Origin of the sequence: Sinorhizobium alkalisoli, from assembly GCF_008932245.1 — a bacterium.
Taxonomy (GTDB): Bacteria; Pseudomonadota; Alphaproteobacteria; order Rhizobiales; family Rhizobiaceae; genus Sinorhizobium; species Sinorhizobium alkalisoli.
The window spans coordinates 1198271-1215561 of record NZ_CP034910.1 but is presented as its reverse complement, the minus strand read 5'-3'; the positions used below and the strand labels follow the sequence as shown (position 1 = coordinate 1215561).

At 63.4% G+C, this 17291-nt stretch carries 18 protein-coding genes; 5 read left to right on the top strand and 13 right to left on the bottom strand.

The features are described from left to right. Positions 1–72: 72 nt before the first annotated feature. The 9 genes from uxuA to uxaC all read right to left on the bottom strand — a co-directional run bounded on the left by uxuA (position 73) and on the right by uxaC (position 8915). Positions 73–1266: a mannonate dehydratase gene (gene uxuA / locus EKH55_RS23460; RefSeq protein ID WP_151613360.1), complete on the bottom strand. Its 1194-nt coding sequence runs from the start codon at positions 1264–1266 to the stop codon at positions 73–75. Continuing rightward, positions 1259–2719 carry a mannitol dehydrogenase family protein gene (locus tag EKH55_RS23455; protein WP_151613923.1) on the bottom strand — a complete coding sequence of 487 codons (1461 nt, stop codon included), beginning with the start codon at positions 2717–2719 and terminating at the stop codon, positions 1259–1261. The genes uxuA and EKH55_RS23455 overlap by 8 nt, the downstream gene beginning before the upstream one ends. Continuing rightward, complete coding sequence (kduD, locus tag EKH55_RS23450; RefSeq protein ID WP_151613359.1) at positions 2697–3443, bottom strand: 2-dehydro-3-deoxy-D-gluconate 5-dehydrogenase KduD; 747 nt, start codon at positions 3441–3443, stop codon at positions 2697–2699. The genes EKH55_RS23455 and kduD overlap by 23 nt, the downstream gene beginning before the upstream one ends. Continuing rightward, positions 3440–4261, bottom strand: a complete 822-nt coding sequence (kduI, locus tag EKH55_RS23445; protein WP_151613358.1) for a 5-dehydro-4-deoxy-D-glucuronate isomerase — start codon at positions 4259–4261, stop codon at positions 3440–3442. The genes kduD and kduI overlap by 4 nt, the downstream gene beginning before the upstream one ends. 16 nt (positions 4262–4277) lie before the next feature. Beyond that, positions 4278–4601 (bottom strand): cupin domain-containing protein, encoded by a 324-nt coding sequence (locus tag EKH55_RS23440; protein WP_151613357.1) that lies wholly within the window; start codon positions 4599–4601, stop codon positions 4278–4280. Between the two features lie 9 nt (positions 4602–4610). After that, positions 4611–5891, bottom strand: a complete 1281-nt coding sequence (locus EKH55_RS23435; protein WP_151613356.1) for a TRAP transporter large permease — start codon at positions 5889–5891, stop codon at positions 4611–4613. A gap of 3 nt (positions 5892–5894) precedes the next feature. Next, on the bottom strand, positions 5895–6416 hold the full coding sequence (locus EKH55_RS23430; protein ID WP_246231847.1) for a TRAP transporter small permease: 522 nt from the start codon (positions 6414–6416) through the stop codon (positions 5895–5897). Between the two features lie 133 nt (positions 6417–6549). Next, on the bottom strand, positions 6550–7515 hold the full coding sequence (locus EKH55_RS23425) for a TRAP transporter substrate-binding protein (RefSeq protein ID WP_425353256.1): 966 nt from the start codon (positions 7513–7515) through the stop codon (positions 6550–6552). A 56-nt stretch (positions 7516–7571) separates the two neighbouring features. Continuing rightward, complete coding sequence (gene uxaC, locus EKH55_RS23420; RefSeq protein WP_427915875.1) at positions 7572–8915, bottom strand: glucuronate isomerase; 1344 nt, start codon at positions 8913–8915, stop codon at positions 7572–7574. A gap of 164 nt (positions 8916–9079) precedes the next feature. On the opposite strand from uxaC, the gene EKH55_RS23415 reads away from it, so the two are divergent. Beyond that, on the top strand, positions 9080–9781 hold the full coding sequence (locus EKH55_RS23415; RefSeq protein WP_151613354.1) for a GntR family transcriptional regulator: 702 nt from the start codon (positions 9080–9082) through the stop codon (positions 9779–9781). Positions 9782–9790: 9 nt separating this feature from the next. Here EKH55_RS23415 and EKH55_RS23410 read toward each other — a convergent pair whose 3' ends face one another. The 4 genes from EKH55_RS23410 to pcaQ all read right to left on the bottom strand — a co-directional run bounded on the left by EKH55_RS23410 (position 9791) and on the right by pcaQ (position 14592). Beyond that, entirely contained in the window at positions 9791–11161 is a 1371-nt protein-coding gene (locus EKH55_RS23410; RefSeq protein ID WP_151613353.1) for a TRAP transporter large permease, read from the bottom strand. Positions 11162–11163: 2 nt separating this feature from the next. Continuing rightward, positions 11164–12273: a TRAP transporter small permease subunit gene (locus EKH55_RS23405; protein WP_151613352.1), complete on the bottom strand. Its 1110-nt coding sequence runs from the start codon at positions 12271–12273 to the stop codon at positions 11164–11166. Between the two features lie 122 nt (positions 12274–12395). After that, positions 12396–13511 (bottom strand): TRAP transporter substrate-binding protein DctP, encoded by a 1116-nt coding sequence (gene dctP, locus EKH55_RS23400; RefSeq protein WP_151613351.1) that lies wholly within the window; start codon positions 13509–13511, stop codon positions 12396–12398. A gap of 151 nt (positions 13512–13662) precedes the next feature. Further along, the gene (pcaQ, locus tag EKH55_RS23395; protein WP_151613350.1) at positions 13663–14592 is read right to left on the bottom strand and encodes a pca operon transcription factor PcaQ; all 930 of its coding nucleotides are present in this window, start codon (positions 14590–14592) and stop codon (positions 13663–13665) included. Positions 14593–14687: 95 nt separating this feature from the next. Between pcaQ and pcaD the strand changes: the two genes are divergently transcribed. The 4 genes from pcaD to pcaG are packed head-to-tail and all read left to right on the top strand — an operon-like array spanning position 14688 to position 17286. Then, positions 14688–15500 carry a 3-oxoadipate enol-lactonase gene (pcaD, locus tag EKH55_RS23390; RefSeq protein ID WP_151613349.1) on the top strand — a complete coding sequence of 271 codons (813 nt, stop codon included), beginning with the start codon at positions 14688–14690 and terminating at the stop codon, positions 15498–15500. Then, positions 15493–15894: a 4-carboxymuconolactone decarboxylase gene (pcaC, locus tag EKH55_RS23385; RefSeq protein WP_151613348.1), complete on the top strand. Its 402-nt coding sequence runs from the start codon at positions 15493–15495 to the stop codon at positions 15892–15894. Before pcaD ends, pcaC begins: the two co-directional genes overlap by 8 nt. Positions 15895–15910: 16 nt before the next feature. After that, positions 15911–16660 carry a protocatechuate 3,4-dioxygenase subunit beta gene (gene pcaH, locus EKH55_RS23380; protein WP_151613347.1) on the top strand — a complete coding sequence of 250 codons (750 nt, stop codon included), beginning with the start codon at positions 15911–15913 and terminating at the stop codon, positions 16658–16660. Positions 16661–16671: 11 nt separating this feature from the next. Next, positions 16672–17286, top strand: coding sequence for a protocatechuate 3,4-dioxygenase subunit alpha (pcaG, locus tag EKH55_RS23375; protein WP_151613346.1), 615 nt, complete (start codon positions 16672–16674; stop codon positions 17284–17286). Positions 17287–17291: the final 5 nt, after the last annotated feature.

Here is a 17291-nt window from a genome sequence, read left to right as displayed (position 1 = left end):
AAGATGCGCGAAAACCGACCTCGGCGGAAGCGATTTCAGTGAATGGCCACTCGCGGCCGAGATGGACGAATTTCAGGCGAAATGCGTCCGCTCGTGGGTGAGCGCGCGAACTATCCCGCGCAATTCCGCAAGTCCCCGCATACGCCCTATCAGGGGATAGCCCGGATGGGTGCCGCGCCCGACATCGCTCAACAGCTCGTGGCCGTGGTCGGGGCGGAATGGTATGGTCCAGTCGGGTCGGCCCTCGGCGCGCCGGCGGTTCTCCTCGCGAATGAGCACCGCGACCAGAGCCACCATATCGGTATCGCCCTCGAGATGTGCCGCCTCCTCGAACGATCCGTCCGGATCCTTTCGGACATTGCGCAAATGCGCGAAGTGGATGCGGTCCGCGAAGCGCCCGGCGATCGCCGGAACGTCGTTTGCCGGATTGGCGCCGAGCGAGCCCGAGCAGAGCGTCAGGCCGTTTGCCCCTGCGTCCTGTTGCGCAAGCACCCAGGCGACGTCCTCCTCGCTCGAGACGATGCGCGGCAGGCCGAGAATGTCGCGCGGAGGATCATCCGGATGAACGCAGAGCCGCACGCCGAGCTCTTCCGCAGCGGGGACGACCTCGGCGAGGAAACGGGCATAGTTGGCTTGCAGTTCGGCACGGCCGATGCCGCTGTAATGTTCGAGCGCCCGTCTCAGCCCCTCGACATCGTAGCGGTCGTAGGCGCCCGGCAGACCGGCCATGATGCCGGCAAGCAGCCTTTGTCGCGTGTTCTCGTCGGAAGCGTCGTGCCAAGCTCGCGCCCTTTCCAGGACCTCCAGCGTATAGTCGGCCTCCGCGCCTCTACGCTTCAGCATGTGAACCTCGAAGGCGGCCATCTCGTGGGCCTCGAAGCGCAGGCAAGTGCCGCCGCGAGATACCGGCGCATCGAGGCGGGTCCGGGTCCAGTCAAGCAGCGGCATGAAGTTGTAGCAGACGGTCTGGATGCCGCAGGCGGCGAGATTGGAGAGCGACTGGCGATACTTGGCAAAGAGCGCCGTCAGGTCGCCCTCACCGCGTTTGATGCTCTCATGGACCGGCAGGCTTTCGACCACGGCCCAATGGAGGCCTAGCCCGCTCTCGACGATTTCGGATTGCCGCGCGCGGATCGTCTCCACCGGCCAGACCTCGCCATAGGGGATCTCATGCAAGGCGGTGACGATGCCGGCGGCGCCGGTCTGGGCGATTTCGGCAAGGTTTATCTTGTCAAAGGGACCATACCAACGCCAACTCTCAAGCATTCGTGACGTCCTTCGTCATTTCGCGGGCACCCTTTTCGATGAGCCCCCTATAGCTTTCGACGAGCGCCTCGCGGAAGGCAGCATGTCCGGCAAGATCTGCGGGAAATATCGTGCTGACGCCAAGCAGAGCCTCGACCGTCTTCGCGCCGTTGTCCCCGCCGTCGCTCAAAGTCTTGAGCTCCGCGGCAAGCGGGTCGCGGACGTCGATCGGCTGACGCTTTTCGTCGAAACCGCCGACATACCGCATCCAGGCGGCAATCGCGAGGATCAGGCCTCGGGGCACGCGGCCGGCGGCAAGGTTTTCCATGACCGTGCCGAGGATGCGCTGCGGCAGCTTTTGCGATCCATCCATGGCGATCTGCCAAGTGCGGTGCCGGATGGCCGGATTTGCGTATCGCTCGAACAGCGATTCGGTATAGGCGCCGAGATCCACGCCAGGCGGCGCGTGGAGCACCGGAACGATCTCATTGCCCCAGAGGTGCCGGACGAAGGCGGCAAAGACCGGATCGGCGACGGTGTCGCTGATCGTCTCATGCCCGGCGAGATAGCCGAGATAGGCGAGAGACGAATGCGTGCCGTTGAGGCATCGTAGTTTCATGTGCTCATAGGGCGTGACGTCTGCGACCAGCTCCACGCCGACCGCGCCGAAGTCTGGCCGGACCCCGTCGACGAATTTGTCCTCCACCACCCATTGGCGGAACGGTTCGTGCATGACCGGCGACAGGTCGAGCACGCCGGTCCGTTCGGCCAATCTCTCGATGTCTTCGGGCTTGGTCGCCGGCACGATGCGATCGACCATAGTCGAAGGGAACGCGACCCCGGCGGCAATCCACTCGGCGAGCCCCTGGTCGACCAGGCCGGCGAATTCGAGCACGATCCCGCGCACGACGCGGCCGTTTTCCGGCAGGTTGTCGCAGCAGAGCACGGTGAATGGCCTCGTTTCCTCGCCCCGCCGGCGTTCCAGCGCCCGGACCAGGAAGCCGATCGCCGATTTCGGACCAGCCGGATTGGCCAGATCATGGCGGATGTCCGGATGCTCCCGGTTCAAACGACCCGTCGACGGCTCGTGGCAATAGCCCTTCTCGGTGACCGTCAAGGTGATGATCCGGGTCGCCGGCGCCGACATGGCGTCGAGAACCGCCTGCGGGTCCTCGGGGGCCACGAGGACATCGTTGATGATCGAGATCACCTGCGGCTTCTCCCCGTCCGGGCCGAGTTCGACCGCGGTATAGGCGAAATCCTGCGGACGGAGCAGGTCGCGCTGGTCCGGCCGGACCAGGCTGACGCCGACGATGCCCCAATCGCCGCCGGACCTCTTCATGACCTCGTCGAAATAGATGGCGCCGTGGGCGCGATAGAAGGCGCCGAGTCCCAGATGAATAATGCCGGTATCGGCGCGCGGCACGTCCGGACGACGAAGACGAGAACGATCAGCGGGCAAGCCAGCCTCCATCGACATTGAGGATTGCACCATGGACATATTTTGCAGCCGGAGAGGCCAGGAATACCGCCGCACCGCCGATGTCGTCGGGTTCGCCCCATCGACCGGCGGGAATTCGCTCCAGAATGGACCTGTTGCGGGCCTCGTCGGCGCGCAGCGCCTCGGTATTGTTGGTGGCGATATAGCCGGGAGCGATGGCGTTGACGTTGATGCCCTTGGCCGCCCATTCATTGGCGAGCAGCTTCGTCAGGCCGGCGACGCCGCTCTTCGACGCAGTGTAGGAGGGGACGCGAATACCACCCTGAAACGACAACATCGAGGCGATGTTGATGATCTTGCCCCCGCCGCCGCGCTGAAAGACCGCGCGCGCAAAGGCCTGGCAGAGGAAGAAGACCGCCTTGAGATTGACGTTCATGACGTCGTCCCAGTCGGCCTCTGAGAAGTCGACCGAGTCCGCCCGCCGGATAATTCCGGCATTGTTGACGAGAATGTCGACCGGGGCGTTTTCGGCGAAGACGGCTTGCCCGGCGATCGGGTCGGACAAGTCGAGGGAAAGGCCGGAAGCCTTGCCGCCGGCCTCAGTGATCAGACCCAGCGTCTCCTCGACCGAGGACCGGCCGGCGCAGATCACCTCCGCGCCGGCCCGGGCGAACGACAGGGCGATCGCCTGGCCAATGCCGGTGTTGGCACCGGTGACCAGAGCGCGTCTGCCTTGCAGGGAGAAGATGTCGCTCACTTCAGCGTCTCCATGGAAACCATTTCGACGTCCTTGTAGTCGACATTGTCGCCGGCCATCGCCCAGATAAAGGTATAGGAACCTGTCCCTGCTCCCGAATGGATCGACCAGGGCGGAGAGATCGCCCCCTCTTCGTTCTTGAGCACCAGATGGCGGGTTTCCTCGGGCTCGCCCATCATGTGGAAGACCCGCTGGCTGTCGGCGAGGTCGAAATGAAGATAAGCCTCCATACGGCGATCATGGACATGGGCGGGCATCGTGTTCCAGACGGAGCCGTTCTTCAGCTTGGTCATGCCGACGACGAGCTGGCAGGATTGCATCACTTCCGGATGCACGAACTGGTAAATCGTGCGCTCGTTCGAGGTCTCCTGTGCGCCAAGCGAAATGCTGGCGGCCTCGTCGATCTTGATGAGCCGCGACGGATAGGTCTGGTGCGCGGGCGCGGAGAGGATATAGAAGCGGCCGTCGCCGGAAAAGCTGATCGGGCCGGACCCCATGCCAAGATAGAGCATGTCGCCCCTGGCCATCCTGTATTCCATTCCGGCCGTGACGCTGCCCTCGGCACCGATATTCACGACGACCAGTTCACGCCTGTCGAGGATCGAGGCCGTGCCGCATGGCCCGACGTGGTCGAGCTCGAGGCTCTTGCCGGCAGGGACGGCGCCACCGACGATCATACGGTCGTAGTGGGTGTAGATGAGATTGATCTCGCCGTCCCGGAAAATGCCGCCGACGTGGAAGTTCTCGCGCAATGCTTTCGTATCTAAGGCCTTGGCGGTTTTCGGGTCGATCGCATGGCGGATTTCGACGTTCAGCATGTCTTTCTCCTGTTACTCAAAGAAAATCATCGCGACGCGGCGTGAAAGTATCGATCAGCACGCCCTCTTCCAATGCACGGCAACCATGCGTCACCGAAGACGGGATGACAAAGCTGTCGCCGCCCCTGACCAGGACGACCTCGTCTCCGATCGTGAATTCGAAGACGCCGGATTTCACATAGGTCGCCTGCACGTGCGGATGGTTGTGGAGCGCGCCTGCTCCATCCTTGGCGAACCGGAACTCGACGACCATGAGCTCTGGGCTCTCGGCGAGGACGCGGCGGGTGACGCCGTTGCCGGCGTCTACCGAGGGATAGATGCGAACGAAGGAGCGGGGCATGATCGTCTCCTAGTGGAACAGCGCGGGCAGCCAGAGCGAGAGCGCCGGAACATAGGTGACCAGGAGCAGTGCAAAGACCGCAGCGCCGTAGAAGGGCCAGATGGTCTGCAACGCCTGCGATATCGGTATCCGCCCGACGGCGCAGCCGACGAAGAGCACGGCTCCGACCGGCGGCGTGCAGAGGCCGATGCCCAGGTTCAGGATGAGGATCACCCCGAAATGGACCGGGTCGACGCCAAAGGCGGTTGCGACCGGCAGGAAGATCGGCGTGGTGATGACGATCAGCGGCGACATGTCCATGAAGGTGCCGAGGATCAGGAGAACGATGTTCAGCAGCAGCAGGATGACGAGCGGGTTATCGGAGACGCCCTGCAGCAGCGCAACCATCGCCGTCGGCACTTTGAGGTAGGCGAGGAGCCAGCCGAAGGAAGCCGCACAGCCGATCACCATCAATACCATCGCCGTCGTGCGCACCGCCGCGAAGGTCGCCTCCTTGAAGTCCTCCCAGCTCAACGTGCGATAGACGAGCAAGGTCACGAGCAACGCGTAGACGACGGCGATATTGGAGGATTCCGAAGCCGTGAAGACACCGGAGCGAACGCCCCCGAAGATGATCGCGACCAGGACGAGGCCGGGGACCGCCGAGACGAACAATTGCCCCATTGCCCGCAGACCGGGGAACGCTTCCGTCGGATAGCCGCGCCGTTTCGCGACGATCCAGGCGGCAAGCATCAGGCAGAGCGCCAGCAGGAGACCCGGAATGATGCCGGCCGTGAACAGGTCGGCGATGGAAATCCTCCCGCCGGCAGAGATCGAATAGATGATCATGTTGTGCGACGGCGGGATCATCAGGGCGATGATCGATCCGACAACCGTGATATTAACCGCGTAGTCGACGCCGTAGCCGCGCGCCTTCATCTGCGGCACCATCAGGCCGCCGACGGCAGAGGCATCGGCGGCGGCCGAGCCGGAGACGCCCCCGAACATGACCGATGCCAGAATGTTCACCTGGCCAAGCCCTCCGCGAAGATGGCCGACCAGCGAACCGGCAAGCGCCACGAGCCGGCGCGCGATATCGCCGCGCACCATCAGGTCGCCGGCATAGATGAAGAACGGGATCGCCATCAGGGCGAAGACCGACACGCCGGAATTGAGGCGCTGGAACACGATGACCGGCGGCAGGCCGAGATAAAGCACGGTCGCGAAGCTGGAGACGCCAAGGCAGAAGGCGACGGGCGTGCCGATGAGCAGCAGAAAGGCGAATGTGCCGAACAGGATCCAGAGTTCCATCAGTCAGTGCTCCTGCTCCGCTTCGCCGAAGCGGGCGGTGTGAAGGCCTGCCGCGCGCCGGGCGATGCGCTCGAGGGAAAAGAGAACGACCAGCACGCCGCCAGCCACGATCGGAAGAAAGTCGAAGGCGCCGGAAATGCCGAGGCCCGGCATTTTGTTGCCCGCCGTCTTCATCGCGAGTTGCGCGCCATATAGGATCATGCCGCCGCCGAAAGCGGCCACGAAGATGTCCGAGAGCGTGTGCAGCATCTCCTTGCCCCGCTGCGGCAACACGTGCAGCAGGATGTCGAAAGAGAGATGGTAGCCTTCCCTGATGCCGACGGCAGCGCCGAGGAAGATGAACCACCCCATGATCATCACCGACGCGGGCTCGCTCCAGGTCAGGCTGTCGTTTAAGAGATACCGCCAGAAGACCTGGGCGGCGATGAATATGGTCATCAGGACGAGACCGGTGCCGGCGATCCAGAGTGCGGCCCCGGAGAGGCTGCTCATGAGTCGCGCGACGCTCTTCATGGTATTTTGCAAGGGGATGTCTCCACGGACGGACGCTCTACCGCTCTGACCTGTCGATTGCCCCTCTCCTCGGGTTTAAGCCGAGGAGAGGGGCAAAGCGGCAGGCACAGGGGTGGAGGCGGTCGCCACCCAACCTCATTTCACGTTACTGTGTTTCCTGGATGCGCTTCACCATGTCCTTCAGCTTCTCGGACTTGACGTATTTTTCGTAGACCGGCTTCATCGCCTCGATGAACGGCCCCTTGTCGATCTCGGAGACGACTTCGACACCGGCCTCGCGTATCTTGTCTTCCGACTTCTTCTCCTGCGCCGCCCAGAGTTCGCGCATGTAGGGAACCGAGGCCTTGGCGGCCTCGCGCACCGCAGCCTGGTCTTCCGGCGAGAGGCCGTCCCAGGTCTTCTTGGACATGACGAGCACTTCCGGAACGATCAGGTGCTGGTCGAGCGTGTAATGCTTGGCGACTTCGAAGTGGCCGGAGCTGTCATAGGAGGGCCAGTTGTTTTCCGCGCCGTCGATCACGCCCGTCTGGATCGAAGAGTACACTTCGCCATAGGGCATCGGCGTGGCATTGGCCCCAAGCGCGCCGACCATGTCGACGAACATGTCCGACTGCATCACGCGGAATTTCATGCCCTTGAGATCGTCGATGGATTTTACGGGCTTTTGGGAATTGTAGAAGCTGCGCGAGCCGCCGTCGTAGAAGGCGAGACCGATGAGGTCATGCGCTTCGAATGCCGCAAGGATTTCCTCGCCGATCGGCCCGTCCATCACCTTGTGCATGTGCTCGACCGAGCGGAAGATATAGGGCAGCGAGGGAACCTGCGTTTCCTCGATGAGGTTGTTGAACGGTCCGAGCGAGACGCGGTTCATGTCGATCACGCCGAACTGCGTCTGTTCGATCGTGTCCTTTTCCTCGCCGAGCTGCGCGGAATGGAAGACCTCGATGCCGAGACGGCCGCCGGTCTTTTCCTCCAGCAGCTTACCCATCTGTTTGACCGCTTCGACGGTCGGATAGCCGTCCGGATGCGTATCGGACGACCGCAGGACCCGATCGGCGGCCGCAGCCGACACCGAAGCAAGCGCCACGGCGGCGGATGCCAGCAGGGCCATGCTCATCTTCTTCATAAACGTCATTTCAATTCCTCCCTGTTGAAATGCGGCTGCTTTCACAGCCGGTAGGCTTGTTTCGCAAGCCGATAGGCGAGGTCGGTGGCGACCTCGCCGGCCTCGTCCTCATCGAGCCGACCGTCGGCGACGAGAGTTGCGAGATAGGCGCAATCGACCCGTCGGGCGACGTCGTGTCTGGCCGGGATCGAGCAGAAGGCGCGGGTGTCGTCGTTGAAGCCGACGGTGTTGTAGAAGCCGGCGGTTTCGGTCGTGAGTTCCCGATAGCGGCGCATGCCCTCGGCGCTGTCGAAGAACCACCAGGCCGGACCGAGCTTCAGCGCCGGATAGGCCCCGGCGAGCGGTGCAAGCTCGCGCGAATAGCTGGTCTCGTCGAGCGTGAAGGCGATGACGGTCAGTTCCGGCCGCATTCCGACCGCGTCGAGAAGCGGTTTCAGGGCCCGCACGTAGTCCGTGCGCGTGGGAATGTCGAAACCCTTGTCGCGTCCATGCCGGCGCATCACTTCGACGGAATGGTTGCGCCAGGAACCTGGATGGATCTGCAGGACCAGGCCGTCTTCAAGGCTCATGCGCGCCATTTCGGTGAGCATGTGGCCCCGGAAGGCATCGGCTTCCTCGGCACTGCAGTGCCCGGCGAGCGCCTTGGCAAACAGCGACGCCGCCTCGGTCTCGCTCAGGTTTTCCGTGCGCGCGGTCGCGTGGCCGTGGTCGGAGCTCGTCGCGCCGTAGCTCTTGAAGAATGCACGCCGGATTCGATGGGCTTCGAGATAACCGTGCCAGCTGGTCGCATCCGTTCCTGCGAGCTCACCGAAGCGCTCGATGTTTTCGCGGAAATTGTCGAATTCGGGATCGATTACGCTGTCGGGGCGGTAGGCCGTCACCACCCGGCCCTTCCAGCCCGAGCGGCGAATCATGTCGTGCCAGCGAAGATCGTCGAGTGCGCTTTCGGTGGTCGCGATCACCTCGATGTTGAAGCGGTCGAAAAGGGCGCGCGGCCTGAATTCCGGCTTGGCCAGGCACTCCGAGATGTGGTCGTAATAGTGGTCGGCGGTCTTTGCCGAAAGGCGCTCCTTGAGACCGAAAACCGCTTCGAAGGAATGGTCGAGCCAGAGCCGGCTCGGCGTGCCGCGGAAGAGATGATAGTTCCGGGCAAAGAGCCGCCAGATCTTGCGGCCATCTTCTTCCGTCGGACCGCCGTCGACGCGTGGTACGCCGAGATCGGTGAGCGCGATGCCCTGGGATGAGAGCATGCGGAAGACGTAATGATCCGGCGTGACGAAGAGCTGGGCGGGGTCAGGAAACGGCTCGTCCAGCGCGTACCATTTCGGATCCGTGTGGCCGTGCGGACTGACGATCGGGAGATCGCAAACTCTTTCGTAGAGCATTCTGGCGATGCCCCGCGCCCGTGATTCCAGCGGAAAGAGCCTATTCTCGTCCAGCAATGCGATGGCCTCCCAACCATTTGCCGGCTACGATCCGGCGGTTACATCTTGCAATCGGCTAGTCATCTAATATGTTAGTATGCAAAATGAGTCAACGGAGGTTTTTCATGGCCGATCAGGTTCAGATCAGGGCAGTCGAACTGAGCCGCGCTCCGTCGGTGACGGAGCAGGTCTTCGAGCACCTCTATCACCAGGTGATCGAACTGGACCTGCCGCCGGGCACCAGGCTTTCGGAGGTGGAAGTCTCCAGGCAGCTCGGCGTTTCCCGCCAGCCGGTGCGCGACGCCTTCTATCGGCTGTCGCAGCTCGGATTTCTGCTGATCCGGCCGCAGCGAGCGACGATCGTCACGCATATCTCCGAAAAGGAGGTCATGCAGGCCCGTTTCATCCGCACGGCGCTCGAGATGGAAACTGTGCGGGCTGCCGCCGAGTGCCTGACGGATGCGCAACTCGACCGGCTCGATGCCCTGCTCGATGAGCAGGACGCGGCGATCGCGGCCGGCGACAAGGTCCTGTTCCACGCGCTAGACGACAGCTTCCACAAGCAGATCTGCGAACTTTCCGGACATGAGTTTGCCTGGGCACTGATCCGCGACAGCAAGGCGCATATGGACCGGGTGCGCTATCTCAGCCTCTCCTTCGGCGCCCAAAGCGCCCACGACGACCACAAGGTGATCATGACGGCGCTTCGCGAGCACAATGGCGACAAGGCCGCACAGGCGATGCGCGTCCACCTGTCGCGCATCAAGTCCATCATCGGCCGCATCCGCGAGAGCCACCCCTCGTTCTTCGCAAACGACGAGCGCTGATCGTTTCGCTCATCCTCCGGCATAGACCACCTTCGGCAGCCAGAGGACGATTGCGGGAAAGGCGATGCAGAGACCGACGCCGATCGCCTGCAGAACGATGAAGGGTGCGGCCGCCCGGAAGATCGTCGCCATCGAAATGTGCGGGGGCGCGACGCTTTTCAGGTAAAACAGCGAATAGCCGAAGGGCGGACTGAGGAAGGCCATCTGCATGTTGACCATGAAGATGACCCCGTACCAGAGCGGCACATCGGCGGGTGCGATGCCGGGAAAGCCGAACAGGCCCTCGAACTGCAGCGATCTGAGGATCGGCAGAAAGATCGGCACCGTCAGCAGCAGGATGCCGACCCAATCGAGGAACATGCCGAGCCCGAAGAGAATGACCATCATCAAGAGCAGCACGCCGTAAGGCGGCAGGCCGGTGCCGAGGATCGTATCGGTGACAAAGGTCTGGCCGCCTTTGAGGATGAAGAAGCCAACGAACATGGTGGCGCCGAAGAAGATCCACATCACCATAGCGGTTGCTTTCAGCGTGGTGACCGCCGCGTCCCGGATCGTCTGCCAGGTCAGCCTGCGATGCGTTGCGCAGACGACGAAAGCGCCAAATGTGCCGATGCCGGCGGCCTCGACCGGCGTCGCGATGCCGACGAAGATGACCCCAAGCACGGTGATGATGAGCAGGATCGGCATCAGCGTGGCGCGAAGCAGCCGGAGCTTCTCCATGAAGCCGACGCGCTCGGCTGGCGGCACCGGCGGCCCCAGCGCCGGGTTGATGTAGCAGCGCAGCGTCACATAGGCGACATACATGCCCGACAGCAGCAATCCGGGGAACACCGACCCGATCAGGAGCTCTCCCAGCGACTGCTGGGCGACGACGGCATAGACGATCGCCATCACGGAGGGCGGTATGAGAATGCCGAGCGTGCCGCCGGCGAGCAATGCACCGCAGGCGAGCGCCGGATCGTAATTGCGACGCAGCATCGCCGGCAGCGCGATCATGCCCATGGTCACCTCGGCAGCCCCGACCACGCCGACCATGGCGGCAAGCATTGTGCAGGAGATGACCGTCGCCGAGGCGAGCCCGCCCTTCAGGCCGCCCAGCCATTTGTAGATGACCTCGAACAGTTCCTCGATGATCCCGGCCTTCTCGAGGATCGCCGCCATGAAGATGAACAGAGGCACCGCCGACAGCTGGTAGTCCGTCATGAAGGGGAAGACCCGCGACGGCAGCATGTTGAGCATGGCCGCATTGCCGAACAGCCAGAGAAACAGCACCGCGAGGCTGCCGGTGCAGAAGGCCATGGGCAGCCCGAGCAGCAGGAGCACGCCGAGCCCCCCGAACATCAGGAGGCTCAGCCATTCTATCGGGAGATCAAGGCCCATCGTCAGTCGACCTTTCCCGCCACCACCGTGGCGATGTCGCGCAGCAGCCGGGAAAACCCTTGCAGCAGGAGGAGCGCCGCGCCGATCGGGATCGAGAGCTTGACCGGCCAGTATTGAACCCCCCATTCGGTGAAGGAGCGCTCGCCGACCGCCATCGCGTCATTCGCAAAACGCCAGCCGGTCACGAGCATGGTCCCGACGAACAGGAAGAAGAAGGCCGAGGTGATGACGTCGCAGATCGCCCGACCGCGGTCCGAAAGGCGGCTGTAGACGATATCGACCCGGACGTGCGACTCGTCGCGATAGGCATAGGCGCCAGCGAGCATGTATTGGATGCCGAACATGAGAAACATGCTCTCGTGCACCCAATTGGTCGGTGAATTGAATACGTAGCGGCCGACCACTTCGTAATAATAGGCGAAGACGGCGAGCACCGACCAATAGGCGACGAGTTCACCCGTTGCCTGCACCAGCCGGTCTATCGGGCGAAGCAGCGGCAGCGGCGGCTTGACCGGTGAACTGGGCACGGCTGCCTGCATCTGAGGCTCCGGCGCCGCGGCGGGGGCAGCCGCCTCGCGCTCGCGTCTCCGCCGGACCAAACCGGGCATCAGAAATGCATCGCCGAGAAGCAGCAGGCCGAGCAGAATTCCCGCGACCCGGGCGTTGCGATTGGAACGCGCAAGGCCGGCTGCAGCCGCCGTAAGGTCGGCGCGTGTGGTCTGCGCAGCCGCATCGGCTTCGGCGAGCCGGTCGGCGGCCCCTTCCCGGCTCCTTGCGACGTCGGCCGTTGCGCGCGTAACCAACCGCTCGGCCCGTTGGGCTTCGGAGCGGGCAAACGACAGCGTTTCGCGCTCCACGCGCACCTCGGCGCTGGTCCATAGCACTGCCAGGAAGAAGGGAATGAACAGCAGCCCCCAAGCGCTCCTCAGATAGAAGCGGTGCATGCCGAGAAAGCCGGCGGAGACCAGGAACAGATAGGCGAGAAACAGGTTCGGCCGGCCGGCTTCGCGCCGCCCGCGCTCGCGATAGACCAGGAGGGCCGCAACCAGCGGAAAGACCACGAGGCTTGCCCAATAGAGCCAGTGCGGCATGATAAAGGTGAGCGACGGCATCAAACGACCCCACACGAAACCAAGAAGCACCCGCCCAAAACTGGGGCGGGCGGATCAGCCTCGGAGAGACCTGCGGTCGCCCTGCCTAGCCAGGTCCCGGGCCGCCCAGGTCAGGACTGTCGCTAGAGATCGACCGACAGGCCCTGATACATGTCGGGCGTGACATAGCCGAGGGTCGGGTTTTCCATCATCTCGAGCTGGAGCTTGAAGATGCGGGCCGCGTCCTTGTCCTTGTTCGCCCATTCGAACCAGATCGGCACGGCGATTTCCTGGAAGCGCTGCACATCGTCCTGCCCGAGCCGGTTGATCTCGATGCCGGCGTCGATGAACTTCTGCCAGGCCTCCATGTCGGCCTTCTGGATCGCCCCGAAGTGAATGTTCGAATAGACCTCGATTTCGTCCTCGACGAACTGCTTCAGCTTGTCGGGCAGGCTGTTCCAGACATTCATGTTGACGGCGAAATCCATGAGGTCGACCGGCTGGTGGAGCGCCATCAGCCCCGGCGGTCCCATCGAGATGTATTTGGTCACCTGCTGGAAGCCGAGAGCCCAGTTGACCGCCGGGCCGGTATAATCGGCCGCATCGATCGTGCCCTTCTCCAGCGCCGAGAAAACCTCGCCGCCGGGAAGCAGCGTCGTCTTGGCTCCGGCCTTGGCGAAAGTCTCCGCGATCATGCCGCCGGGAACGCGCAGCTTCAGGTCCCTGAAATCGTCGATCGAGCGGATCGGCGTCTTCGAATGGATGATGTTGGCGCCGTGGTGAATTCTGTCGACGTAATAGAGACCCTGCGCCGCATAGATATCGCGCGCCACCTGCAGACCGCCCTTCGAATAGAAGAAGATGTCCCATTCATGCGGGTAACGCAGACCCATGGTGTAGGAACTCAGAAAGGCCGTCGCCGGTAATTTGCCGGCCCAGTACAAGGAAAACGAATTCATCGCTTCGAGCACGCCGTTCTTGACGCCGTCGAAGAGCTCGAAATCGCCGACGATATCCTTTGCCTTGAAGGCCTGGAACTCAAGTTCGCCGCCGGTCTTTTCCTTGATGCTGCCGCACCAGCTCTGGAAGGTTTCCAGGCCAACGCCGGCCGGCCATGAGGTCTGCACTTTCCAGACGATCGTTTCGGCTGCTCCGGCCTTGCGCACCCAGGGCGCGGCCAGAAGGGTGGCGGCAGATCCCGCGACAAGTCCGCTCGTTTTCAGGAAACGTCGCCGGGATGGCGCTTCTGCTTCGCGCATTTTCTCCTCCCTGCTTCATCTTAGGCGCGATTGCCGTGCCTTGGCCGTCATTTAACCACATTTCCCGGCCTCGCGCCATTTACAGTCGTATCCGCCACTCGTACACGCGCGGTGCTGTAACGGCCGGACGCTTATTCTGCCGGACAGGGTCTCAGTAACCCTTGGTGACGACCGCCTCCGCCGCTTCGCGGATCGTCTGCATCAGAATGGAGAGCGGCAGCGACTGGATGGCGTCGGTGCGCATGGTGAAGCCGACCGGCCCCCGGGTCTCGCTGGTGTCGATCGGCAGGATTGCAAGCGCGCCGTCTTCGACCTCGGCGGCGACGACGCCGTTCGAGATAATCCAGATGGCATCGCTCTGACGCACGAAGGCGCGGCCGAAGGCATCGGATACCGTCTCGATCTGGTTCGGCAGCCCGGCAATGCCGTTGGCGATGAGGAAGCGCTCGACAAAGGGGCGGATGATCGAGGCCCGGGTCGGCATCAGCACTGGATAGTCGCCGAGATGCGCGAAGATCGACTCCCGGCCGGAGAGCAGCGGATGTCCGGCGCGCACGGCGAAAACCACCTGTTCGGAGAAGAGATGCTCGAACGAGAAGCCGGTCATCTTGTCGGGTGCGGCAAGCCTGCCCACCACGAGATCCAGGTCGCCGACTCGCAATTGCTCCAGGAGCACCGCGTTCTCGCCGGTGACGATCTTGATCCGGGCGCCGGTGTTCTCCTTGAGGAACAGCGTCATGGCGTGGGGCATCACGCGCGTCGAGACGGTCGGCAGCGCGCCGACGCGGATGGGCGGCAGATCGCCGGCGCGCTCGTGCGAGACGGAATCGAGCCCCTGCCTCAACGCCGTCAGGGCCGCCCCGGCATGGCGCAGGAAAACCTCGCCGTAACGTGTGACCTTGATGCCGCGCCCCTCGCGCTCGATGACGGCGACGCCCAGCACGTCCTCGAGTTCGCGGATGGTCTTGGTGACGGCGGGCTGCGTGACATTGAGAAGCTCGGCCGCCTTCACGACGCTCTTCTGGCGGGCAACCTCGACAAATGTCTGCAGATGGCGAAACTTGATCCGAGCATCGATCATGGACCACCCATAACCCTGAGGTTAATTGAAGCCGACGAAATATCATTTTACCTAACCAGATGAAATAATCATTTTGGTGAGGGAGGAGATACGCCGTGCAAATCGCTCATATCAATAACATCGCGACCCATTACCGGTTGATCGGCACCGTCACGGACAAACCGGTGATCGTCTTCATCAACTCGCTCGGCACGGATCTTCGCATCTGGCGCGAGGTCGCCCTGTCGCTTGCCTCGGATCATGCGATCGTTCTTTACGACAAGCGCGGCCACGGTCTTTCCGATATCGGCCAGGTTCCCTATTCGATCGAAGAGCTTGCCACCGACCTTGCCGGTCTCCTCGATCGGCTCGGGGTGAGACAAGCGATCGTCTGCGGGCTTTCGGTCGGCGGCCTGATCGCGCAGGCGCTTTACCAGCGCCGCCCCGACCTGGTGCGGGCGCTCGTGCTTTCCAACACCGCCCACAAGATCGGCACGGCCGAGATGTGGGACGAACGCATCGCCGCGGTCGAGGAAAAGGGGCTTGCGGCGATCGCCGACGGCGTGCTCGAGCGCTGGTTCACGCCGGCCTTCCGCCGGCCGGAAAACGCGGCTTTCGCCGGCTATCGCAACATGCTGGTGCGCCAGCCGGTGGCGGGCTATGTCGGCACCTGCGCCGCGATCCGCGACGCCGACTACACCGACGCGACCGCGAAGATCGCCGTGCCGGTGCTCTGCATTGCCGGCGACCAGGACGGCTCGACGCCGCCCGACCTGGTGCGCTCCACCGCGGCGCTCATCCCCGGCGCCCGCTTCGAGATCATCCGCGACGCCGGGCATATCCCCTGCATCGAACAGCCGGCGGCGCTGCTTGCGGTGCTGCGCGGCTTTTTCGAATCCGTACCGACTGGAGAGAAGCCCCATGAGTGACACCCACGCGCCTTCCGACCGCCATCGCCAGGGCATGGCGACACGCCGCGCCGTTCTCGGCGATGCGCATGTCGACCGGGCAGGAGCGGCAGCGACCGATTTCGACCGGCCCTTCCAGGAGCTGATCACCGAAGCGGCTTGGGGTCATGTGTGGTCGCGGCCGGGCTGGACGAAGCGCGAGCGCTCGATCGTCACCATCGCGCTGCTTGCCGCCCTCGGTCACGATGAGGAAGTGGCCATGCATGTGCGTGCCACCGCCAATACCGGCGCGAGCCGCGAGGACATTTGCGAGGCGCTGCTGCATGTGGCGATCTATGCGGGCGTGCCGGCGGCCAACCACGCCATCAAGATCGCCAGGAAGGCGTTTGCCGAGATGGATGCCGAAAAGGGATAGGAAGGGAAAAGCGAAGATGTCCAACCACCACAACGGCCGGCCCGAAACGGGCGCCTTCTTCCCGCGCGACCGGGGCTGGCATCCGCCGGCCTTCACCCCGAGCTACAAGACCTCGGTGCTGCGCTCGCCGCAGAAGGCTCTGCTATCGCTCGACGGCACGATCTCCGAGATCACCGGTCCGGTCTTCGGCCATTCGATGCTCGGCGAGCTCGACAACGACCTGATCCACAATTTCGCGAAACCCGGCGAAAGCGCCATCGGCGAGCGCATCATCGTGCATGGACGCGTGCTGGACGAGCGCGGCCGAGCGGTTCAAGGCGCGCTGCTCGAATTCTGGCAGGCGAATGCCGGGGGGCGTTACCGCCACAAGAAGGAAAGCTATCTGGCGGCGCTCGATCCGAATTTCGGCGGCTGCGGCCGCACGATCACCGACGAGAACGGCTATTATTACTTCCGCACCATCAAGCCGGGGCCTTATCCCTGGCCGAACGGCGTCAACGACTGGCGGCCGGCGCATATCCATTTCTCGATCTTTGGGCACGGCTTCGCGCAGCGGCTGATCACCCAGATGTATTTCGAGGGCGATCCGATGATCTGGAAGTGCCCGATCGTCGGGACGATCCCGGACCGGCGGGCGATCGAGCAGCTGATCGCGCCGCTCGACTGGGCCAATACGATCCCGATGGACGCACGGGCCTACAAGTTCGACATCGTGCTGCGCGGCCGCCGCTCGACCTTCTTCGAGAACCGGCCGGAAGGCAATTGAGGGGGACACCGATGGTACAGGATCTTGGCTACCTCAAGGAAACCGCATCGCAGACGGCGGGTCCCTATGTGCATATCGGGCTCACGCCCAACTTCTGCGGCATCCCGGGCGTCTATGAAAGCGATCTCGGCTCGGCGATGGTGAATGACAAGACGCTTGGCGAACGCATCACCGTGACCGGCCGGGTGATCGACGGCGCGGGCGTGCCGCTCAAGGATGCGCTCATCGAGATCTGGCAGGCCGATGCCGCCGGCCTCTACAATTCGCCCTCGGAACTCCGTGGGCACGCGGACCCGAACTTTGCCGGCTGGGGCCGCTGCCCGACCGGCGCCGATGATGGCGTCTTTACCTTCCGGACCGTCAAGCCGGGTCGTGTGCCGGCGAGGGACGGACGCCCGATGGCCCCGCATATTACCTTCTGGATCATCGCCCGCGGGATCAATCTCGGCCTGCACACGCGCATGTATTTCCCGGACGAGCCGGCCGCGAATGCCGAGGATCCGTTGCTCGGCCGGATCGAGCATCGCCACCGCACCCAAACGCTTGTCGCCGGCGGCACGGCGCCTAATTATGTCTTCGACATTCACCTCCAGGGCGAGAAGGAAACGGTGTTCCTGGATATATGATCCTT

Bases quoted from the DNA above. Each gene is read 5' to 3' on its own strand.
- EKH55_RS23410 (WP_151613353.1), bottom strand. From the start codon at position 11,161: ATGGGCCTTGATCTCCCGATAGAATGGCTGAGCCTCCTGATGTTCGGG.
- kduI (WP_151613358.1), bottom strand. From the start codon at position 4,261: ATGCTGAACGTCGAAATCCGCCATGCGATCGACCCGAAAACCGCCAAG.
- pcaQ (WP_151613350.1), bottom strand. From the start codon at position 14,592: ATGATCGATGCTCGGATCAAGTTTCGCCATCTGCAGACATTTGTCGAG.
- EKH55_RS23425 (WP_425353256.1), bottom strand. From the start codon at position 7,515: ATGGCCCTGCTGGCATCCGCCGCCGTGGCGCTTGCTTCGGTGTCGGCT.
- pcaH (WP_151613347.1), top strand. From the start codon at position 15,911: ATGTCCAACCACCACAACGGCCGGCCCGAAACGGGCGCCTTCTTCCCG.
- pcaG (WP_151613346.1), top strand. From the start codon at position 16,672: ATGGTACAGGATCTTGGCTACCTCAAGGAAACCGCATCGCAGACGGCG.
- EKH55_RS23415 (WP_151613354.1), top strand. From the start codon at position 9,080: ATGGCCGATCAGGTTCAGATCAGGGCAGTCGAACTGAGCCGCGCTCCG.
- uxuA (WP_151613360.1), bottom strand. From the start codon at position 1,266: ATGCTTGAGAGTTGGCGTTGGTATGGTCCCTTTGACAAGATAAACCTT.
- pcaC (WP_151613348.1), top strand. From the start codon at position 15,493: ATGAGTGACACCCACGCGCCTTCCGACCGCCATCGCCAGGGCATGGCG.
- EKH55_RS23440 (WP_151613357.1), bottom strand. From the start codon at position 4,601: ATGCCCCGCTCCTTCGTTCGCATCTATCCCTCGGTAGACGCCGGCAAC.
- uxaC (WP_427915875.1), bottom strand. From the start codon at position 8,915: ATGCTCTACGAAAGAGTTTGCGATCTCCCGATCGTCAGTCCGCACGGC.
- EKH55_RS23405 (WP_151613352.1), bottom strand. From the start codon at position 12,273: ATGCCGTCGCTCACCTTTATCATGCCGCACTGGCTCTATTGGGCAAGC.
- dctP (WP_151613351.1), bottom strand. From the start codon at position 13,511: ATGCGCGAAGCAGAAGCGCCATCCCGGCGACGTTTCCTGAAAACGAGC.
- EKH55_RS23435 (WP_151613356.1), bottom strand. From the start codon at position 5,891: ATGGAACTCTGGATCCTGTTCGGCACATTCGCCTTTCTGCTGCTCATC.
- EKH55_RS23455 (WP_151613923.1), bottom strand. From the start codon at position 2,719: ATGGAGGCTGGCTTGCCCGCTGATCGTTCTCGTCTTCGTCGTCCGGAC.